Source organism: Streptomyces sp. NPDC085866 (genome assembly GCF_044541035.1).
Classification (GTDB): Bacteria; Actinomycetota; Actinomycetes; order Streptomycetales; family Streptomycetaceae; genus Streptomyces.
On the sequence record NZ_JBITSQ010000004.1, the window covers coordinates 55,939 to 73,257 of the forward strand.

Consider the following 17,319-nt stretch of genomic DNA (forward strand, 5'->3'; position numbering starts at 1 on the left):
CCGGACTCATCCCGGCCACCAGAAACCGCCGGGCTACCGGCATCCCCGCCCGTGGCCCTGGTCTCGTCCGTGTCGCCGGGCCCGACGGGGTCGCCCGGATCGGCCGTCGCCGCGTCCGCATCCGCATCCCGGCGGGCGGGCACAGCCGACCGGAGTGCGGCTCGCGCGGCGTCCGCGGGCCTCGGCCGCGCGGCGGCGGCCTGCTCGGTCGGGTGCTCCGGCCGCCTCGCCTCCGCGGCCCCGCCCCGCTCGGCCTCCGCCCGCTCCCGTGCCGCCCGCAGGGCCTGTCGGGCCGCGTCGCCGGGGCGGGCCGCGTCGCCGGGGCGCTGTTCCCCGGTCGTCATGAGGACCTCCGCAGGGAGACGAGGTCGGACAGCTCGCGGTCCGTGAGTTCGGTCAGGGCCGACTCGCCCGAGCCGAGGATGGCGTCGGCCAGGGCGCGCTTGGACTCCAGCATCTCGGCGATGCGGTCCTCGACCGTGCCCTCGGTGACCAGGCGGTGGACCTGGACGGGCTGGGTCTGGCCGATGCGGTAGGCGCGGTCGGTGGCCTGTTCCTCGACGGCCGGGTTCCACCACCGGTCGAAGTGGACGACGTGGCCGGCGCGGGTGAGGTTCAGGCCCGTACCGGCGGCCTTGAGGGAGAGGACGAGGACGGGGGTCTCGCCGTCCTGGAAGCGGTCGACCATGCGCTCGCGCTCGGGCACGGGGGTACCGCCGTGCAGGAGGTCCACGGGGACCGCGCGGGCGGACAGGTGGGCGGTGATGAGGCGGGCCATGCCGACGTACTGCGTGAAGACCAGTACGGAGCCGTCCTCGGCGAGCACGGTGTCCAACAGCTCGTCCAGGAGGGCGAGTTTGCCGGAGCGGGCCGGCAGCCGGTCGGCGTGCGTGTCCTCCTTCAGGTACAGCGCCGGGTGGTCGCAGATCTGCTTCAGGGCGCCGAGCAGCTTCAGGACCAGGCCCCGGCGGGCGATTCCCTCCGAGGTCTCGATGGCCAGCATCGACTCGCGCACCACCGCCTCGTACAGCGAGGCCTGTTCCCGGGTGAGGGGCACCGGGTGGTCCGTCTCGGTCTTGGGCGGCAGCTCGGGGACGATGCCGGGGTCGGACTTCTTGCGGCGCAGGAGGAAGGGGCGCACCAGACGGGCCAGACGGTCCACCGCCTCCTGGTCCTCGCCGTTCTCCACCGCGCGCGCGTGCCGGGCGCGGAAGGACTTCAGGGGGCCGAGGAGGCCGGGGGTGGTCCAGTCGAGCAGGGCCCACAGTTCGGAGAGGTTGTTCTCCACGGGGGTGCCGGTGAGGGCCACGCGCGCGGGGGCCGGGATGGTGCGCAGCGCCTTGGCGGTCGCGGAGTACGGGTTCTTCACGTGCTGGGCCTCGTCGGCGACGACCATGCCCCAATGCTGCCCGGCGAGTTGGGCTGCCGTGGAGCGCATCGTGCCGTAGGTGGTGAGGACGAAGCCTCCGTCGAGGCCCTCCAGGGTGCGGTCGGGGCCGTGGAAGCGCCGGACGGGGACGCCGGGCGCGAACCGGGTGATCTCCCGCTGCCAGTTGCCCAGCAGGGACGCGGGACAGACCACGAGGGTCGGCTCGGTGCGGTCCCGCTTCAGGTGCAGGGCGATGAGCGTGATGGTCTTGCCGAGGCCCATGTCGTCGGCGAGGCAGCCGCCGAGCCCGAGGGAGGTCATGAGGTCGAGCCAGGCCAGGCCGCGGAGTTGGTAGTCGCGGAGGGTGGCGGCGAGCCCGGCGGGCGGCGCGGCCGGGCCGAGGCCTGTGGTGAGGCGGTCGCGCAGGGTCGCCAGTGCGCCGACGGGGACGGCCTCGACGCTCTCGCCGTCGACGTCGGCGGTGCCGGTGAGCGCGACGGACAGCGCGTCCACCGGGTCGAGCAGGCCCAGTTCGCGCTTGCGGGCCTTGCGGACCAGGGCCGGGTCGACCAGCACCCAGCGGTCCCGGAGCCGTACGACCGGCCGGTGGGCCTCGGCGAGCGCGTCCATCTCGGCCTCGCTGAGCGGATCCCCGCCGAGCGCCAGCTGCCAGCGGAACTGGAGCAGGTCCTCGCTCTCGAAGAACCCGGTGCCGTCGGTCGCCGAGCCGGGCGCGGGCCGGACCACGGCGGCGGCGGTGAGGTCGCGGGCGAGGTCCCGGGGCCAGTGCACGGCGACCCCGGCGGCGGCGAGCCGGGAGGCCGCCACGCCGAGCAGCTCGCCCAGCTCCTCCTCGGAGAGCGCGAGGACGTCGGGGGTCTCCTGCTCGGCGAGCCGGTCCAGGGGCGGCCACACGCGGGCCGCGCGCCGCACGGCGAGGGCGGCGTCCACGCGCGCGCGTGGCCCGAAGGCCGCGTCGGCGTCCCCCGCCCACAGGGCCGCCGCGTCGGCCACCAGGGTCGGGTCGGCGAGGCTGTGCACCTGGACGATCGCCGCGCCGGCCGCGCGGGCGCCCTCGACGGCACCGGCGTCGAAGACGTCGTACGCGGACAGGTCCAGGCGCAGCGAGATCCGTACGCCCGCGTCCATGCCGGCGGCGACCTCCGCCGCCCAGTCGTGGGCGGCGGGCAGTGCCTGGGGCTCGCGGGCGGCGAAGGGGCGGCCGGCGGTGTGGGGGGCGGCCGGGGTGCGGGGCAGGGTGTCGGCGACCGCGTCCAGGAAGGAGCGGATCAGCGCTTCGGGCTCGGGCAGCCGGAGCGGCCCGGGGTCCGGCAGCGGCACGGCGTGGCCCTCCGGGGGCAGGGCCGCGGCCACCGCGCGCAGGTGGGCGATGTCGTCGGGCTCCAGCGGGCCGGCCCGCCAGGCGTCGTGGCCGCTCGGGGTCAGGCCGGGCAGCAGACGGCCGCGGGCGACCAGTCGCAGCGCGTGCAGGGCGGCGGCTCCCCAGCAGGCCGTGGCCGGGTGGGCGGCCGGGTCGCGGCGGGCCCGGACCAGCAGCGGCAGGGCCTCGGCGAGCGGCAGGGTCAGCGCGGGCACCTGCCTGCGGCGCACGCTCGCTCCGTGGCGTCGTACGACGGTCAGCTCGTCGGTGTCGCTCTCGCCGGGCAGCGGGCCGCCGTCGGGGTCCCAGAAGGCGACGCGGCCCTCGCGCGGGAGGGGCGCGGGCAGGTAGACGGACGCGAGGCGGACCGGAACGAGGTCCCCGGATTCCCGGGAACCTCCCGTGCGCTCGGCCACCACAGCCGTGCCTCCGCTCATACGTCCTGCCACCTCCCGTTCGCGTCTCGGATCAGATGTCCTCGACTCTACGGGCGGGGTCTGACAATCGGCTCCGGCGGCCGGCCGGAGCCCTCGTTACGGGACCGTGCGGGAGACGACGTACACCATCGGATAGTTCGGGTCGGACATGTTGACGACCACGTCCTGGGTGGGTGCCGGGTTCTTCTGCTTGTGGGTGAGACCCGACCAGGGGCCGGGGCCGGTGAAGTTCCAGCCGGAGACCTTCTGGTCGCGGGAGCCGATGGTGATGTGGTCCTTCTTCAGCTCGTCCCGGCGTACGCCCACAGCCCCCAGGAAGCTGTCCAGGCCGGCGCTGTTGGTGCGGAACTGCACGTACAGACGGCTGGTCTTCCAGTTGTTGGTCTCGTAGTAGGCGATGTAGTCGGCGGGGTGCGGGACCGCCACCTGGTAGAGGCGGCGCTGCACCTTCGACGGCCAGCCCGGGGTGAGGCCGGTCGCGGAGTACTTCGCCTCCTTGTCCTTGCCGCTGTTGCGGCTCTGGTTGGCGGAGATCACCAGGTAGCCCGCCGGGACGCCGATGAGCAGCCCGATGATCAGCAGGGTCAGCGCCCTGCGCTTGGCCTTGTGCCGCGGGTCCTCGGCGGGCCTGCGCGGTTCGTCCGGGGGCGCGGCCTGATGGGGCAGCGAGGCGATCATGCGGTGTCCCGGTCGCGGCGGGCCTGGGTGTACCGCTCGTAGCGCTCGTACCGCTCCACCCGGCGCCGCTTGGCCCGCCGGAACCGCCGGGCGACCAGCCGGGCCAGGTCGGCGGCGCCGACCATGCCGGCCTCGGGGCCGAGCTGGGCGCGGGTGATGCGGGCCTCGGGGCGGTAGCCGCGGCCGGTGAGGTGGCGCTTGAAGGCGTCCCGGGCCGGGCCGATGAGCAGGTCGTCGGCGGCGCTGACGCCGCCGCCGATCACGAAGCAGGACGGGTCGAGGGCGGCGGCGAGGTTGGCGATGCCGACGCCGAGCCACTGGCCGATGTCCTGGAGCAGCTCGACGCACATGGCGTCGCCCTCGCGGGCCAGCTCGGTGATCATCGGGCCGGTGATGTCGTCGATGTTGCCCTTGACGTGCTCGATGATCCCGTAGGCCACCGGGGAGTCCGCCGCGGCCAGCTCCTTGGCCTCGCGGACGAGCGCGTTGCCGGAGCTGTACTGCTCCCAGCAGCCGCGGTTGCCGCACGGGCAGCGGTGGCCGCCGGGGACGACCTGCATATGGCCGAACTCACCCGCGACGCCGTACTTGCCGCGCTTGACCTGGCCGTCCTCCAGGATGGCGCCGCCGATGCCGGTGCCGAGCGTGATCATGACCAGGTGGTCCTCGCCGCGGCCGGCGCCGAAGCGCCACTCCGCCCAGGCGGCGGTGTTGGCGTCGTTGTCCACGAGGACCGGGACGGAGAGGCGGCCGGCGAGCCGGTCCCGCAGCGGTTCGTTGCGCCAGGACAGGTGGGGCGCGAACAGGACGCGGTTGCGGTCGGCGTCGACCCAGCCGGCGGCGCCGATGCCGACCGCGTGCACGTCGTGGCGGTCGGACAGGTCCAGGACCAGTTCGACGATGGTGTCCTCGACGACCTTGGGGCTCTTGGACTTGTCCGGGGTCTCCGCGCGGAGTTTCTCCAGGATGTTGCCGTCCGCGTCCACCACGCCCGCCATGACCTTGGTGCCGCCGATGTCGATGCCGACGGTGGGGACACGGGGCGCAGTCAGATGTGACCGGCGTTCCCTGGTGCCGACCGTTCGGAGCACGGGGGCTCGGCGGGAGCCGATGGGGGCGGTGAGGTCGCGGTAGGTGCTCATCGTTTGTCGATTCTGCCGCACGCTCACGCTGAGTGCTGCGCGGGGCGGGGGGAGGAGGTGCGCGATCGTTGCCGGGTGCGGGTGCGTTCCGGTTGATCGCGCAGATCCCAGGGCCCCTTAGGTTCGCTGCAGTTCGTGAACCAGAGCGTCCAGGTCGGATCCCCCTGCCATCTGCTGGGTCAGCTCGTCCAGGGTGATGTCGGCGCGTGTGTGGTTGCCCACCATCGTGCCGCGCCTGAGCAGTACGAAGCGGTCACCGACGAGGTACGCGTGATGCGGGTTGTGGGTGATCAAGACAACACCCAGGCCCTCGTCGCGTGCTGCCGCCACGTACTTCAGGACCACGCCGGACTGCTTGACGCCCAGGGCTGCCGTCGGCTCGTCCAGGACCAGGACCTTCGCGCCGAAGTGGACCGCCCTGGCGATCGCCACGCACTGGCGTTCGCCGCCGGAGAGGGTGCCGATGGGCTGGTCGACGTCGCGGAGGTCGATGCCCATGCGGAGGAGTGCGGTCCGGGTCGTCTCGCGCATGAAGTCGATGTCCAGGCGCTTGAAGGGTCCCTTGCCCTTGCGGGGCTCGGAGCCGAGGAAGAAGTTGCGCCACACCGGCATGAGGGGGACGACCGCCAGGTCCTGGTAGACCGTGGCGATGCCGCGGTCGAGGGCCTCGCGCGGGGAGGAGAGGGTCGTCTCCTCGCCCTCGATGCGCAGCGTGCCGCCGTCGTGCTGGTGCAGGCCCGCGATGATCTTGATGAGGGTGGACTTGCCGGCCCCGTTGTCGCCGAGGACGCAGGTGATCTCGCCGGGGTCGACCTCCAGCGAGACGCCTTCGAGGGCACGGACGGTGCCGTAGTGCTTGCTGACGTCGGCCAGCTGGACGAGAGTCACTTGTCGGCCTCCGTGCGCTTGCGGACCCAGGCGTTCAGCAGGGTCGCGAGGAGCAGCATCGCTCCGAGGAAGAACTTGAACCAGTCGGGGTTCCACTCGGCGAAGACGATGCCCTTGCTCGTCATGCCGAAGAGGAGGGCGCCCACGGCGGAGCCGATCGCGCTGCCGTAGCCGCCGGTGATCAGGCAGCCGCCGATGACGGCCGCGATGATGTAGATCAGCTCGTTGCCGACGCCCTCGCCGGACTGGACGGCGTCGAAGGAGAAGAGCAGGTGCTGGCCGGAGATCCAGGCGCCGAACGCGACGCCCATGTAGAGGCCGATCTTGGTCCCGGCGACCGGGACGCCGACCGCGCGGGCCGCGTCCTGGTTGCCGCCGACCGCGAAGATCCAGTTGCCGGCACGGGTGCGCAGCAGGATCCAGGAGGCGAGGGCGACCAGGCCGAGCCACCACAGGATGGTGACCTTGAAGTCGACGCCGCCGAGAGTGAGGGTCGAGGCGAAGACGGCGCGGGCACTCGGGAAGCCCTCCATGTCGGCGATGGTCTTGGTGGAGACCGTGCCATCGATCAGCTTGGTGAAGCCGAGGTTCATGCCGCACAGCATCAGGAAGGTGCCCAGCGTGACGATGAAGCTGGGCAGCTTGGTGCGGGTGAGCACGAAGCCGTTGAAGGCGCCGATGGCGAGCGTGACCAGGAGCGAGACGCCTACGCCGACCCAGGTGTTCGCCGTCATCTGGTAGCTGAACATCGAGGAGATCAGCGCGGAGGACGTCACCAGGACACCCGCCGACAGGTCGAACTCGCCGCCGATCATCAGCAGGGCCACGGGTACGGCCATGATCCCGATGGTCGAGGAGGCGTACAGGACCGTGCTGAGGCTGGCGGCGCGCAGGAAGCCGTCGGCCGCGAACGCGAAGACGGCGAAGACGGCGAGCGCGCCGACGATCGAGCCCAGTTCGGGGCGGGAGAGCAGCTTCCGCAGCGGCGAGGTCCGCAGAATCCTTTCGTCAGCCGTGCGTTCCACGGTGGCGCTCACCGGGTGCCCCGCTCGGTGTACTCCGCGAGGGCGGCCGCCTGGTCCTTGGTGATGATCTGCGGGCCGGTGAGGACCGGCTGACCGCCGCCGAGGACGTCGCCGTTGTACTTGTACAGCCACAGCAGGTCGACGGCCTGGTAGCCCTGCAGGTACGGCTGCTGGTCCACGGCGAAGCCGAGGGTGCCGTCCTTCAGTTCGGCGGCGACCTTCGCATTGAGGTCGAAGGTGTCGACCTCGGCCTTGCTGCCCGCGTCGGCCTTCGCCTTCACGGCGGTGTCGGCGTAGGGGGCACCGAGGGTGACGACGGCGTCGACGGACTTGTCCGCCTGGAGCTTGGCCTCGATCGCGGACTGCACGTCGGGCATGTTGGTGCCGTTGACGTAGAGCTTCTCGACCTTGCCGTGGAAGGTCTTCGCGACGCCGTCGCAGCGCTGCTCGTGACCGACGTTGCCCTGTTCGTGCAGGATGCACAGGGCGTTCTTCCGGCCGCGCTTGTTCAGCTCCTCGCCGACGGCCTGGCCGGCGATGGTCTCGTCCTGGCCGATGTGGGTGAGGGCGCCGAAGGCCTTGGACTCCTCGGAGCCGGAGTTCACCGTGATCACCGGGATGCCGGCCTTCTCGGCGCGGGCCACGGCGGCCTTGAGGGCGTCGGGCTTGGCGAGGGTGACGATGATGCCGTCGACCTTCTTGTCGACCGCCGCGTCCACCAGCTGGGCCTGCTGCTGGGCCTCGTCGTCGTGCGAGTACAGGAAGTTGATGTTGTCCTTGACGGCGGCCTGCTTGGCGCCGCTCTGCACGATGTCCCAGAAGGTGTCGCCGTCTCCCGAGTGGGTGATCATCGCGAAGGTCCAGCGGGGGGTGTTCACCGCCGCCCTCCCCTGGGCGGCGGCGGCCTTGCGGGCGTCCTCGGCCCGCTTGCCGCCGGTGCTGCTGCACCCCGCCAGGGACACGGAGAGTGCCCCTGCCAGCGCTATGCCTACCAAGGTCCGAAACCGTGCCACGAGGCCGTGCCCTTCTTGCCGTGTCCGTACGTACGCAAGGGGCCGGTGATCCCTCAGCGGCCCCAAACACTCCAGTATCGAACACGGGGAACACTGCTGACCCGACCGGGGACCGCCTCCCCGTCGCATTGTCCGGACATTGCGACGAATGACCGGCGGGCGCTCAGGGTCGTACGAGCAGCTGGAACTCGAAGGAGTAACGGGTGGGGCGGTAGGTGTGGTCGCCGAACTCGACCGCGCGACCGGTGTCGTCGAAGGTGGTGCGCTGCATGGTGAGCAGCGGGGCGCCCTCCGCCTCGGCGAGCCGCTCGGCCTCGGCGGCCGTGGCGCCGCGGGCACCGATGGACTGGCGGGCGCTGTGCAGGGTGATCCCGGCGGAGCGCATCAGCCGGTACAGGCCGGTCGCCTCCAGCTGGCCGGTGTCCAGGTCGAGCAGGCCGGGCGGCAGGAAGTTGACCAGGTAGGCCATCGGTTCGCCGTGGGCGAGGCGCAGGCGTTCGATGCGGTGGACGTCGCTGCCCTCGGCGACGGCGAGCGCTGCGGCGACCTCGGCGGAGGCGGGGACGACGGTGTTCACCAGGACCTTGGTCGCGGGCCGCTGGCCGGCCGCCTCCAGGTCGTCGTAGAGGCTGCTCAGCTCCAGGGGGCGCTTGACCTGGCTGTGCACGACCTGGGTGCCCACGCCCCGGCGGCGGACCAGCAGACCCTTGTCGACGAGGGACTGGATGGCCTGGCGGACGGTGGGCCGGGACAGGCCGAGTCGGGCGGCCAGCTCGATCTCGTTGCCCAGGAGGCTGCCGGGCGTAAGGCTGCCCTGCTCGATGGCGGCCTCCAGCTGCTGGGAGAGCTGGAAGTACAACGGCACCGGCGAACTACGGTCCACGCGGAGGTCGAGCGACACGGTGGGGTCCACATCTGGTTTCGGCACGGGCCCGAGCGTAGCCCCGTGCTCGGTTGACGGGAAGTTGTGTAGACAGATTGTCCAGTTGTTCGGACATTAGTATTGACAGCGAACGGGGTCCACCCTCACTTTGTTTCCATGCGCATCGGGGTCATCGGTACGGGCCGCATCGGCACCATTCATGCGAACACGCTGAGCCGCCACCGTGAGGTCGGATCGCTGATCCTGACGGACGCGGACCCGGCGCGGGCGCAGGGGCTGGCGCAGCGCCTGGGCGAGACGGCGGCGCCGGGGGTGGACGAGATCTTCAAGTGGGGCGTGGACGCGGTGGTGATCACCACGGCCACGGCGGCGCACGCCGAACTGATCGGTCGGGCAGCCCGCTCCGGCCTGCCGGTCTTCTGCGAGAAGCCGATCGCCCTCGACCTGCCGGGCACACTGGACGCGCTCGGCGAGGTCGAGACGGCCGGCACGGTGCTGCAGATGGGCTTCCAGCGGCGCTTCGACGCGGGGTACGCGGGCGCCCGGGAGGCGGTGCGCTCGGGACGGCTCGGGCGGCTGCACACCGTACGGGCGCTGACCTCCGACCAGTCCCCTCCCCCGCCGGAATGGCTGCCGCTGTCCGGCGGACTGTTCCGGGACACGCTGATCCACGACTTCGACGTGCTGCGCTGGGTGACGGGCCGCGAGGTCGTGGACGTGTACGCGACGGGGTCGGACGCCGGCCCCGCGATGTTCCGCGAGGCCGGTGACGTCGACACCGGCGCGGCCCTGCTCACCCTGGACGACGGCACGCTGGCCACAGCGACGGCGACCCGGCTCAACGGCGCCGGCTACGACGTCCGCATGGAACTGGCCGGGGAGCGGGACACGGTCGTGGTGGGCCTGGACGACCGTACGCCGGTCGCCTCCACCGAGCCGACCGGGCCGCCGCCCGCGGACAAGCCGTGGGCCGGCTTCCTGGAGCGGTTCGGGCCCGCGTACGAGGCCGAGTTGTGCGCCTTCGTCGAGGTACTGCACGGTCAGCGGCCCAACCCGTGCGACGGCCGTGAGGCCCTGCAGGCGCTGCGGATCGCCGAGGCCTGCGAGGTGTCCCGGCGGGAGCGCCGCCCGGTGCGACTGACGGAGATCCAGGACCGGGCGCAGCCGTCGTACGGCTGAAGCCGCCTCGCTCACCAGCGCACCGGCAGGGTGCGCATCCCTCTCATCAGCAGGCCCGGCAGCCACTCGCCGGGGGAGCCGTCGAGCGCGAGTCCGGGGGCGCGCTCCAGGAGGGTGCCGATGGCGGTGCGGCCCTCCAGACGGGCCAGGGGCGCGCCCAGGCAGTAGTGGATGCCGTGGCCGAAGGCGAGGTGGCCGCGGGTGTCGCGGCGGATGTCGAAGCGGTGCGGGTCGCTGTAGCGGTCGCCGTCGCGCTGGGCGGCGGTGAGGCCGACGATCACGTGCTCGCCCTGCTCGATCGCCGTGCCGGCGATCTCCAGGCGCTCGGCGGCGTACCGGAACGTGGCGCTCTGCACCGGGCCCTCGTAGCGCAGCATCTCCTCGACGGCGCCGTCCAGGAGGCTCATGTCGGCGCGCAGGGCGGCGAGTTGGTCGGGGTGGGTGAGGAGGGCGAGGACGCCGTTGCCGATCAGGTTGACGGTGGTCTCGTGGCCGGCGATGAGCAGCAGGAAGGCCATGCCGCGCAGCTCCCGCGGGGAGAGCCGGTCGCCGTCCTCGGCGGTGGTGCGGATCAGGTCGCTGAGCAGGTCGTCGGTCGGCCCGGCGGACCGCTTGTCCTCGATCAGCTCGGTGAGGTACTCGCCGAGACGGATGACCGCCTCGTACTCCGTGTCCCCGTTGGTCGGTGCGACCACCTCGGTGGACATCTTCCGGAACTCCGCGCGGTCCATGTCCGGGACGCCGAGGAGTTCGCAGATGACGGTGATGGGCAGCGGGAAGGCGAGCGCGTCGATGAGGTCGGCATGGCCGCGCGGCATCATCTCGTCCAGCAGATCGTCGGTGATCTGCTGGATCCGCGGGCGCAGCCGCTCCACCCGGCGCATCGTGAACGCACGGGTGACCAGGGCGCGCAGGCGGGTGTGCTGAGGCGGATCGGTGGCCAGCAGGTGCTTGCCGATCATGTCCTCGTCCAGGAAGGTCGCGCCGATCTTGGAGCCGTCCTTGGCCAGCCGGGAGTCGGCGAGCGCCGCCCGCGCCTCCTCGTACCCCACCACCAGCCAGGCCTCGTACCCCTCCTCCGCTCCCGGCAGCCGGACGCGGTGCACGGGGCCCTGCTCGCGCAGGCGCGCGTACACCGGATGCGGATCCCGGCGGAAGGCCTCCCCGAACTCACCCAGATCGACCACGTGTTGCCTGTCCATCGCTCCCCTTCCGGACTCCCCCGAGGCCTCCCGGGCACCTCCCGGTGCAGGGACAACGCGCGGGGTGCCCGCTTAGTGCCCGTCCTCGTCGAGAAGTCCCGCGTCGTAGGCCAGCAGGGCGATCTGGACCCGGTTGTTGAGGCCGAGCTTGGCCAGGATCCGCGAGACGTGGGTCTTGACGGTGGCCACGCTCATGAAGAGTTCGGCGGCGATCTGGGCGTTGGCCAGGCCCCGGCCGACCGCGACGGCGACCTCCCGCTCGCGGTCGCCCAGCGTGGCGAGCCGCTCCCGCGCGCGTTCCTGCCGGGAGTCGGCGGCGGTGCCGGCCGCGTGCCGCATCAACTGGCGGGTGACGGCGGGCGACAGCACCGGCTCCCCGGCCACCACCCGGCGCACCGCGTCGACGATCTCGGCGGGCGGGGTGTCCTTGAGCACGAACCCGGCGGCGCCCGCGCGCAGGGCGTGCAGCACCTGCTCGTCTGCGTGGAAGGTGGTGAGCACCACGACCTCGGGTGCGTCCGCCCGCTCCCGCAGACTCCGGGTGGCCGTGAGCCCGTCCACCGACGGCATCCGGATGTCCATGAGCACGACGTCCGGCCGGGTCCGCCGGACCGCGTCCTCGACCTGGTCGCCGTCGGCGGCCTCCCCGACGATCTCGATGTCCCCGGACCCACCCATCATCAGCGCGAGTCCGGCACGCACCAGGGGGTCGTCGTCGACAAGGAGGAGTCTGATCGGAGTCGCAGTCATGGGGGTTACGTAATCACGGGGACGCGGCGTGGTGGGCACGTCCCGGCCAACGGCGGCCGCCCCGCCGCAGCTCAGTCCCCGCCCCACGGCAGCCACCCCCGCACCTCGAACCCCCCGTCCGCCGTCGCCCCGTGCTCCAGGCTGCCGCCGGTCAAAGTGGCGCGTTCGGTCAGGCCGATCAGGCCCTGTCCGGAACCGGGGACCGGCGCAGCGTCGGATTCGGGGGCGGGGTTGCGCACCGTGATCGTCAGGCCGGAGCCGGGGGCGCCGGTGACCCGGACGGTGACGTCGGTGCCGGGGGCGTGCTTGCGGGCGTTGGTCAGAGCCTCCTGAGCGATGCGGTAGGCGGTGCGGCCGACCGAGGCGGGGACGGCGGCCGGGTCGGTGACGCGCTGGTCGAGGGTGACCTTCATGCCCGCCTCACGGCACTCGCCGACCAGCGCGTCCAGCGCGGCCAGCGTCGGCTGCGGGCGGCTCCCGGCCGCGTCGTCGGACTCCCCCGCCCGCAGCACGCCGATGATCTCCCTGAGGTCCTGCAACGCCTCGTGGGCGCTCTCCCGGATGACCCCGGCCGCCCGCGCTATCTCGTCCCGGGGCGCGTCCGGCCGGAACTCCAGGGCTCCGGCGTGCACGCTGAGCAGGGTGAGCCGGTGCGCCAGCACGTCGTGCATCTCGCGGGCGATGGCTTCGCGGGCGAGCCGCTGCGCCTGCTCGGCGCGCAGCCGTGCCTCGGTCTCCGCGCGCCGGGCCCGGTCGCGCAGGCTCAGCGTGAGCTGCCGCTTGGAACGGACGAACTTGCCCCAGCCGATGAGGGAGACGGTGAGCAGCACGGTGAACGCGACGACGCCGGCATAGGGCAGTTCGGGGTCGGGGCGCAGCCAGTAGAAGAGGGGGAGCAGGGCGAGTTCGATGCCGCCGATCCAGGCGACGTGGCGGAAGGGCCGGTGCACCGCGAGGGTGAAGATGACGACCATCCCGGCGCCGCCCGCGGTGTTGGACAGGAACCCGACCGGGATCATCGCCACGGCGAGCCCGACCGGCCACCGGCGGCGCAGCCAGAGCGCCCCGCAGGCGAGGGCGCCCAGCACCTGGTCGAGCACGGCGAGGGAGTACGGCAGTCCGGGTTCCTGGGGCAGGGACTGCGCGGCCGCCAGGCCGAGGACGACGGCCAGCAGGAAGCACGAGAAGTCGACGACCCAGTCGCGCGCGGTGCGCCGCGGCCGGCGGCCCGAGGCCCCGGCGTCCGGCTCCAGTTCGTGCATCAGGGCGGACGGGAACAGCCACCGGCGGCCCGCGAACTCCTGCGGCGCCCGCGCCGGCTCGTCTTTGCTCACGGTCGTCAAATCTACGCAGGATCGGCTCGGGCGACCGGCCCGTGCCGCGGATCGCCGACCAAAGTCGCACCGCCGTGAACTTTCGGTGGTGCCGCCCGGGCGGGACGTCGTTCCTCCGGCAGACATGCCTCGCCCCGCGGCCGATGCGTGGGAGGAAGCCGCGGGGCGAGAGTCGTGCCATGAAACAAGTGCTGGAACTTCTCGGATTCATCGCCCTGGTCCAGGGCGTCATGGGCCTGGTGCACGAGTTCACCCACTGGCACGTGGGTCTCGTGCAGCGGATCGGCTTCCTCGACGGCTACGAGGTCTACGCGAGCGTGGCGCTCCTGCTGCTCGCGTTCGCGTTGTTCGCCGTCGCGGACGGCCGGAAGTCCGGCTGAGCGCGGACCGGACCACCGGCCGGGCGCACCGCTGCCCAGGACCGGACCCTCCGGCTCAGCAGCCGAAGTCGATCAGGTCGAACGTGGCGTAGTGGTCCGAGGTGTAGTAGTCCTCCTGGTACTCCTCACCGGTGACGATGCGCCGGGCACCGCGGGTGGAGGAGCCGGGGGTCTTCACCGTGTACTCGTGGTAGTAGCCGGACGACTGCTTGGGCAGGACGCCTTCACGGTTCGAGAAGACGATGCCGTCCTGCGAGTACGGGAAGGGACCGCCCTGGTCGATGAGGTCCAGGGTGTCGTACGCCTGCGACGGCAGGTCGCTGTAGCAGATGCTGCCGACGGACGCAGCGGCCTCCGCCGTGGTGGCGGAGACGGTGCCGCCCACGAGGAGGGCGGACAGGAGGGCGGCTGCAGCACCGATGCGAGTTGCGCGTGGGGGGAATCTCATGGCTCCATGATGACGCGCGTAGACGTTGGCATGTCAACGACAAAGTTGAAGATTTTCCCGTCAAGTCCGATGAGTTTTCGGGAAGTTAACCTGCCGCGCCTCAGCCCCGGGCGTCTTCGGCGGCCGGCGCCGAGGACGACCGGGAAGGTCACCCATTCGGCACACGAACCCTCGTTGGCTTCCAGGGGAAGCCTGTCGACGCGGCGGACGCCGACAGACGGCATTCGCCCATTCCCGCCAGGCCGCGCTTGAACTCAGCTGAGAGCCCGCAGTTCCGAACCCCGCACACATCCGCAACTCATCGGTTCAGCCCGTGTGCGTCGAGAACAGTCCGCCGGTCGGGCCCTGCTTGTCGCCGCCCTGGGCCTTCTTCAGGGCGTTGGCGAGGCTCTCGATGGTGAGGGACTGCAGGATCACCCTTCCGTTGCCCTCCAGCGTGGCCAGGGACAGGCCCTCGCCGCCGAAGACGGCGTTCATGATGCCCTGGCGGTTGAGCCCGCCGATGCGCTGGACGCCGTACTGGATGCCCTCCTCGAAGGCGACGACACAGCCCGTGTCCACCTCGATCCGGCCGCCGAAGTCCGCCGGGTTCAGGTCGATGAAGTTGCCCGCGCCCGCGATGATCACCGTGCCGTGCCCGGTGAACTTCTCCAGGATGAAGCCCTCGCCGCCGCTCATGCCCGTACGGCCGCCCTGGAAGGCTATGCCGAACTGGACGGTGGACTCGGCGGCCACGAAGGCGTCCTTCTCGGCGAACCACGCGCGCGTGCCGTCCAGCTCCAGGGCGCGCATCTCGCCGGGCAGCACGCCCGCGAAGCCGACCGTGCCCTCGCCGCCCTGGGCGGTGAAGTGCTGGAACGCCAGCGATTCGCCGGCCAGCATGCGCTGGCCGACCTGCATGGCGGTGCCCATGGCCTGGCGCAGCATGCCGCCCATGCCGCCGCCCGAGCCGCTCTGCTGACCGCCGTTGCCGTTGCCCGACGGGCCGGACAGGCGGGTCTCCATGGTCACGTTCGTCGTCTTGAACAGGAACTTCCCCGCCTCGCAGTACACGGTCTGGCCGGGGTGCAGGTTGACGACCGCCATCTGCATGGCGTTGCCGACGATCTCTTGCTGAAGGGTCACGCGGGGACAACGCGGACATGGAGCGAAGAGTTCCGGCGGGGCCGGATTCGGTGTCCGTTCGCCGCCAGCGGACGGCCCTCGTGGCCGCTGGGATGGAGGCATGACGACTCACGGAACTCTGAACGGCAAGGTGGCCCTGGTGACCGGCGGCAGCCGGGGCATCGGGGCGGCGGTCGCCCTGCGGCTCGCGCGCGCGGGTGCGGATGTGGCGGTGACCTATGTGAACGGCAAGGAGGCGGCCGAGGACGTCGTGCGGGCCGTGGAGGCGCTGGGGCGCCGGGCGGTGGCCCTGCGTGCCGACTCGGCGGACGCCGACGAGGCGGCGGGGGCGGTGGAGCGTACGGCGGAGGTGTACGGCGGGCTCGACGTGCTGGTGAACAACGTGGGCGTGGGGCTGCTGGGCCCGCTGCCCGCGCTCACGCTGGAGGAGGTCGACCTGGTGCTCGCGGTGAACGTGCGCGGAGTGTTCCTGGCCTCCCAGGCGGCTGCCGCGCGGATGCCGGCCGGCGGGCGGATCCTCACGATCGGTACGTGCATGACGCAGCGGGTGCCGGGGCCGGGCGGGACGCTGTACGCGACGAGCAAGGCGGCGCTGGTGGGCCTGACGAAGGCGCTCGCGCGGGAGCTGGGGGAGCGTGAGATCACCGCGAACATCGTCCATCCCGGGCCGACGGACACGGACATGAACCCGGCGTCCGGGCCGTACGCGTCCGCGCAGGCGGCGATGACGGCGCTCGGTCGGTTCGGGACGGCGGAGGAAGTGGCGTCCATGGTGGCGTACTTGGCCGGGCCGGAGGCGGCGTACGTCACCGGGGCCGAGTTCGCGGTGGACGGAGGACACGCGGCGTGAGCCTTTTCGGACCACGCCCGTCCTGAGAGGACACGTGGGGCGCACCGGTGCTGTCCCGGCCGGTGCGCCCCACGCGCGCGCGAGGGCGGATCAGCCGCCCAGCTCCTGGTGGCGCGTCGACAGGGCTGCCGCGCCTGCCTCCGTCAGGGTGCCGTACAGCCGCAGGCGGGAGATGCCGCCGTCGGGGAAGATGTCCACGCGTGCGTGCGTGCCGACCGCCGGCTGCGGGAGTACGAAGCGGTGGTTGGTGTCGGGCTGGAGGCGGGTGCGCGGGAGGATCTCGGTCCAGTCGCCGTTCTCGCCGTCCTTGACGGAGACCGAAGCCCAGCCGGCGCTGTTGCCCTTCAGGTAGGCCGTGTCGATCTCGATCGCGCGGATCTGCGACTGGGCGGCCAGCCGGTAGCGGATCCAGTCATTGCCCTGGTCGCGGCGGCGGCGCGTCTCCCAGCCGTCGTCCATCTTGCGCGAACGGCCCGGCTGGATGGTGTTGGTGGCCGGCGAGTAGAAGAGGTTGGAGGCGTCCTCGACCTGGCCGCCGTTCTCCAGCGCGACCACGTCGAAGGTGCCCAGGACCGACAGCCACTCGGGGTCGGGTACGACCTCGCCGTACACGCGCAGGCGCGCGATGCCGCCGTCGGGGTGCTGGTTGACGCGCAGGTGGGTGAAGCACTGTTCGACGGAGACGGCGAAGCCGTTCGCCGCGTGGCCGCCCACCGCCGTGCGCGGGACGAGCGTCGTCCACTTCACGTCGTCGGACAGCAGCTCCTCGGGCGACGGGGAGCCGGGCACCGAGGCACCCTCGACCGACACCGCCTGCGGGTAGTTGCCCCGGAAGTGGGCCGTGTCGACGACGATGCCGCGCACGACACCCGGCGCGCCGAGGCGGACCAGCGCCCAGTCGTGGTCCTCGGCCGTGGGCCAGGGGTGCTCGGCGGAGGCGCCGCGCCGGCGGCGGGTCTCCCAGCCGTCCATGATCTTGCCCTTGTGGCCGAAGTGCTCGGGGTCGAACTCGGCGGCCTCGGGCAGCAGCAGGTTCTCCCGCTGGGCGAAGAACTCGTCGTTGGCGGCGATGACCCCGGCACCGAGCTGCCGGTCGGCGAGGTTGGCGTACTGGGTGAAGGGGAAGTCGGCGGTGCGGTAGTCCGCGTACGGGTCGCCTCCTCCGTAGGGGTTCGCGTCGCCGGTGAAGCTGGCCCAACTCGAATGTTGCTGCGCCGTCACGGTGATCAGGGGTT

16 protein-coding genes are annotated in these 17,319 nt (G+C 72.1%); 3 read left to right on the plus strand and 13 right to left on the minus strand.

Annotated elements, in window-relative coordinates; genetic code table 11:
• Nucleotides 1-340: 340 nt before the first annotated feature.
• The 7 genes from ACIF83_RS10380 to ACIF83_RS10410 form a co-directional block, all read right to left on the minus strand.
• Entirely contained in the window at nt 341-3,187 is a 2,847-nt protein-coding gene (locus ACIF83_RS10380; RefSeq protein ID WP_399725403.1) for a DEAD/DEAH box helicase, read from the minus strand.
• A gap of 96 nt (nt 3,188-3,283) precedes the next feature.
• Entirely contained in the window at nt 3,284-3,865 is a 582-nt protein-coding gene (locus ACIF83_RS10385; protein ID WP_393472799.1) for a sugar kinase, read from the minus strand.
• Complete coding sequence (locus tag ACIF83_RS10390; protein ID WP_393472802.1) at nt 3,862-5,007, minus strand: ROK family glucokinase; 1,146 nt, start codon at nt 5,005-5,007, stop codon at nt 3,862-3,864. The genes ACIF83_RS10385 and ACIF83_RS10390 overlap by 4 nt, the downstream gene beginning before the upstream one ends.
• 117 nt (nt 5,008-5,124) lie before the next feature.
• Complete coding sequence (locus tag ACIF83_RS10395) at nt 5,125-5,895, minus strand: ATP-binding cassette domain-containing protein (protein ID WP_393472805.1); 771 nt, start codon at nt 5,893-5,895, stop codon at nt 5,125-5,127.
• On the minus strand, nt 5,892-6,920 hold the full coding sequence (locus ACIF83_RS10400) for an ABC transporter permease (RefSeq protein ID WP_399725408.1): 1,029 nt from the start codon (nt 6,918-6,920) through the stop codon (nt 5,892-5,894). Before ACIF83_RS10400 ends, ACIF83_RS10395 begins: the two co-directional genes overlap by 4 nt.
• Before the next feature lie 8 nt (nt 6,921-6,928).
• The gene (locus tag ACIF83_RS10405) at nt 6,929-7,933 is read right to left on the minus strand and encodes a sugar ABC transporter substrate-binding protein (RefSeq protein WP_393472811.1); all 1,005 of its coding nucleotides are present in this window, start codon (nt 7,931-7,933) and stop codon (nt 6,929-6,931) included.
• A gap of 163 nt (nt 7,934-8,096) precedes the next feature.
• A complete protein-coding gene (locus ACIF83_RS10410; protein WP_393474071.1) occupies nt 8,097-8,834 on the minus strand; it encodes a GntR family transcriptional regulator in 738 nt (245 codons plus the stop codon).
• A 138-nt stretch (nt 8,835-8,972) separates the two neighbouring features.
• On the opposite strand from ACIF83_RS10410, the gene ACIF83_RS10415 reads away from it, so the two are divergent.
• The gene (locus tag ACIF83_RS10415; protein ID WP_398138278.1) at nt 8,973-9,995 is read left to right on the plus strand and encodes a Gfo/Idh/MocA family oxidoreductase; all 1,023 of its coding nucleotides are present in this window, start codon (nt 8,973-8,975) and stop codon (nt 9,993-9,995) included.
• 11 nt (nt 9,996-10,006) lie between these two features.
• Here ACIF83_RS10415 and ACIF83_RS10420 read toward each other — a convergent pair whose 3' ends face one another.
• From ACIF83_RS10420 to ACIF83_RS10430, 3 genes are all read right to left on the minus strand, one after another.
• A complete protein-coding gene (locus tag ACIF83_RS10420) occupies nt 10,007-11,197 on the minus strand; it encodes a cytochrome P450 (protein WP_393472817.1) in 1,191 nt (396 codons plus the stop codon).
• A 72-nt stretch (nt 11,198-11,269) separates the two neighbouring features.
• Nucleotides 11,270-11,947 (minus strand): response regulator, encoded by a 678-nt coding sequence (locus tag ACIF83_RS10425; protein WP_393472820.1) that lies wholly within the window; start codon nt 11,945-11,947, stop codon nt 11,270-11,272.
• 71 nt (nt 11,948-12,018) lie between these two features.
• On the minus strand, nt 12,019-13,281 hold the full coding sequence (locus tag ACIF83_RS10430; protein WP_399725414.1) for a sensor histidine kinase: 1,263 nt from the start codon (nt 13,279-13,281) through the stop codon (nt 12,019-12,021).
• A gap of 179 nt (nt 13,282-13,460) precedes the next feature.
• Between ACIF83_RS10430 and ACIF83_RS10435 the strand changes: the two genes are divergently transcribed.
• Complete coding sequence (locus ACIF83_RS10435) at nt 13,461-13,661, plus strand: hypothetical protein (protein ID WP_393472823.1); 201 nt, start codon at nt 13,461-13,463, stop codon at nt 13,659-13,661.
• Between the two features lie 55 nt (nt 13,662-13,716).
• On the opposite strand, the gene ACIF83_RS10440 is transcribed toward ACIF83_RS10435, so the two are convergent.
• Together ACIF83_RS10440 and ACIF83_RS10445 are read right to left on the minus strand one after the other, a co-directional pair.
• Nucleotides 13,717-14,109 carry a ribonuclease domain-containing protein gene (locus tag ACIF83_RS10440; RefSeq protein ID WP_393472826.1) on the minus strand — a complete coding sequence of 131 codons (393 nt, stop codon included), beginning with the start codon at nt 14,107-14,109 and terminating at the stop codon, nt 13,717-13,719.
• Between the two features lie 306 nt (nt 14,110-14,415).
• Nucleotides 14,416-15,234 (minus strand): AIM24 family protein, encoded by an 819-nt coding sequence (locus ACIF83_RS10445; protein ID WP_393472829.1) that lies wholly within the window; start codon nt 15,232-15,234, stop codon nt 14,416-14,418.
• 100 nt (nt 15,235-15,334) lie between these two features.
• Between ACIF83_RS10445 and ACIF83_RS10450 the strand changes: the two genes are divergently transcribed.
• Entirely contained in the window at nt 15,335-16,084 is a 750-nt protein-coding gene (locus tag ACIF83_RS10450; RefSeq protein ID WP_399725419.1) for an SDR family oxidoreductase, read from the plus strand.
• A 90-nt stretch (nt 16,085-16,174) separates the two neighbouring features.
• Here ACIF83_RS10450 and alc read toward each other — a convergent pair whose 3' ends face one another.
• Nucleotides 16,175-17,305 (minus strand): allantoicase, encoded by a 1,131-nt coding sequence (gene alc, locus ACIF83_RS10455; protein WP_399725422.1) that lies wholly within the window; start codon nt 17,303-17,305, stop codon nt 16,175-16,177.
• Nucleotides 17,306-17,319: the final 14 nt, after the last annotated feature.

Excerpts from the sequence above, each read along its gene's own strand:
- ACIF83_RS10420 (WP_393472817.1), bottom strand. The coding sequence starts at position 11,197 with ATGGACAGGCAACACGTGGTCGATCTGGGTGAGTTCGGGGAGGCCTTC.
- ACIF83_RS10425 (WP_393472820.1), bottom strand. The coding sequence starts at position 11,947 with ATGACTGCGACTCCGATCAGACTCCTCCTTGTCGACGACGACCCCCTG.
- ACIF83_RS10380 (WP_399725403.1), bottom strand. The coding sequence starts at position 3,187 with ATGAGCGGAGGCACGGCTGTGGTGGCCGAGCGCACGGGAGGTTCCCGG.
- ACIF83_RS10415 (WP_398138278.1), top strand. The coding sequence starts at position 8,973 with ATGCGCATCGGGGTCATCGGTACGGGCCGCATCGGCACCATTCATGCG.
- ACIF83_RS10385 (WP_393472799.1), bottom strand. The coding sequence starts at position 3,865 with ATGATCGCCTCGCTGCCCCATCAGGCCGCGCCCCCGGACGAACCGCGC.
- ACIF83_RS10435 (WP_393472823.1), top strand. The coding sequence starts at position 13,461 with ATGAAACAAGTGCTGGAACTTCTCGGATTCATCGCCCTGGTCCAGGGC.
- ACIF83_RS10440 (WP_393472826.1), bottom strand. The coding sequence starts at position 14,109 with ATGAGATTCCCCCCACGCGCAACTCGCATCGGTGCTGCAGCCGCCCTC.
- ACIF83_RS10450 (WP_399725419.1), top strand. The coding sequence starts at position 15,335 with ATGACGACTCACGGAACTCTGAACGGCAAGGTGGCCCTGGTGACCGGC.
- ACIF83_RS10390 (WP_393472802.1), bottom strand. The coding sequence starts at position 5,007 with ATGAGCACCTACCGCGACCTCACCGCCCCCATCGGCTCCCGCCGAGCC.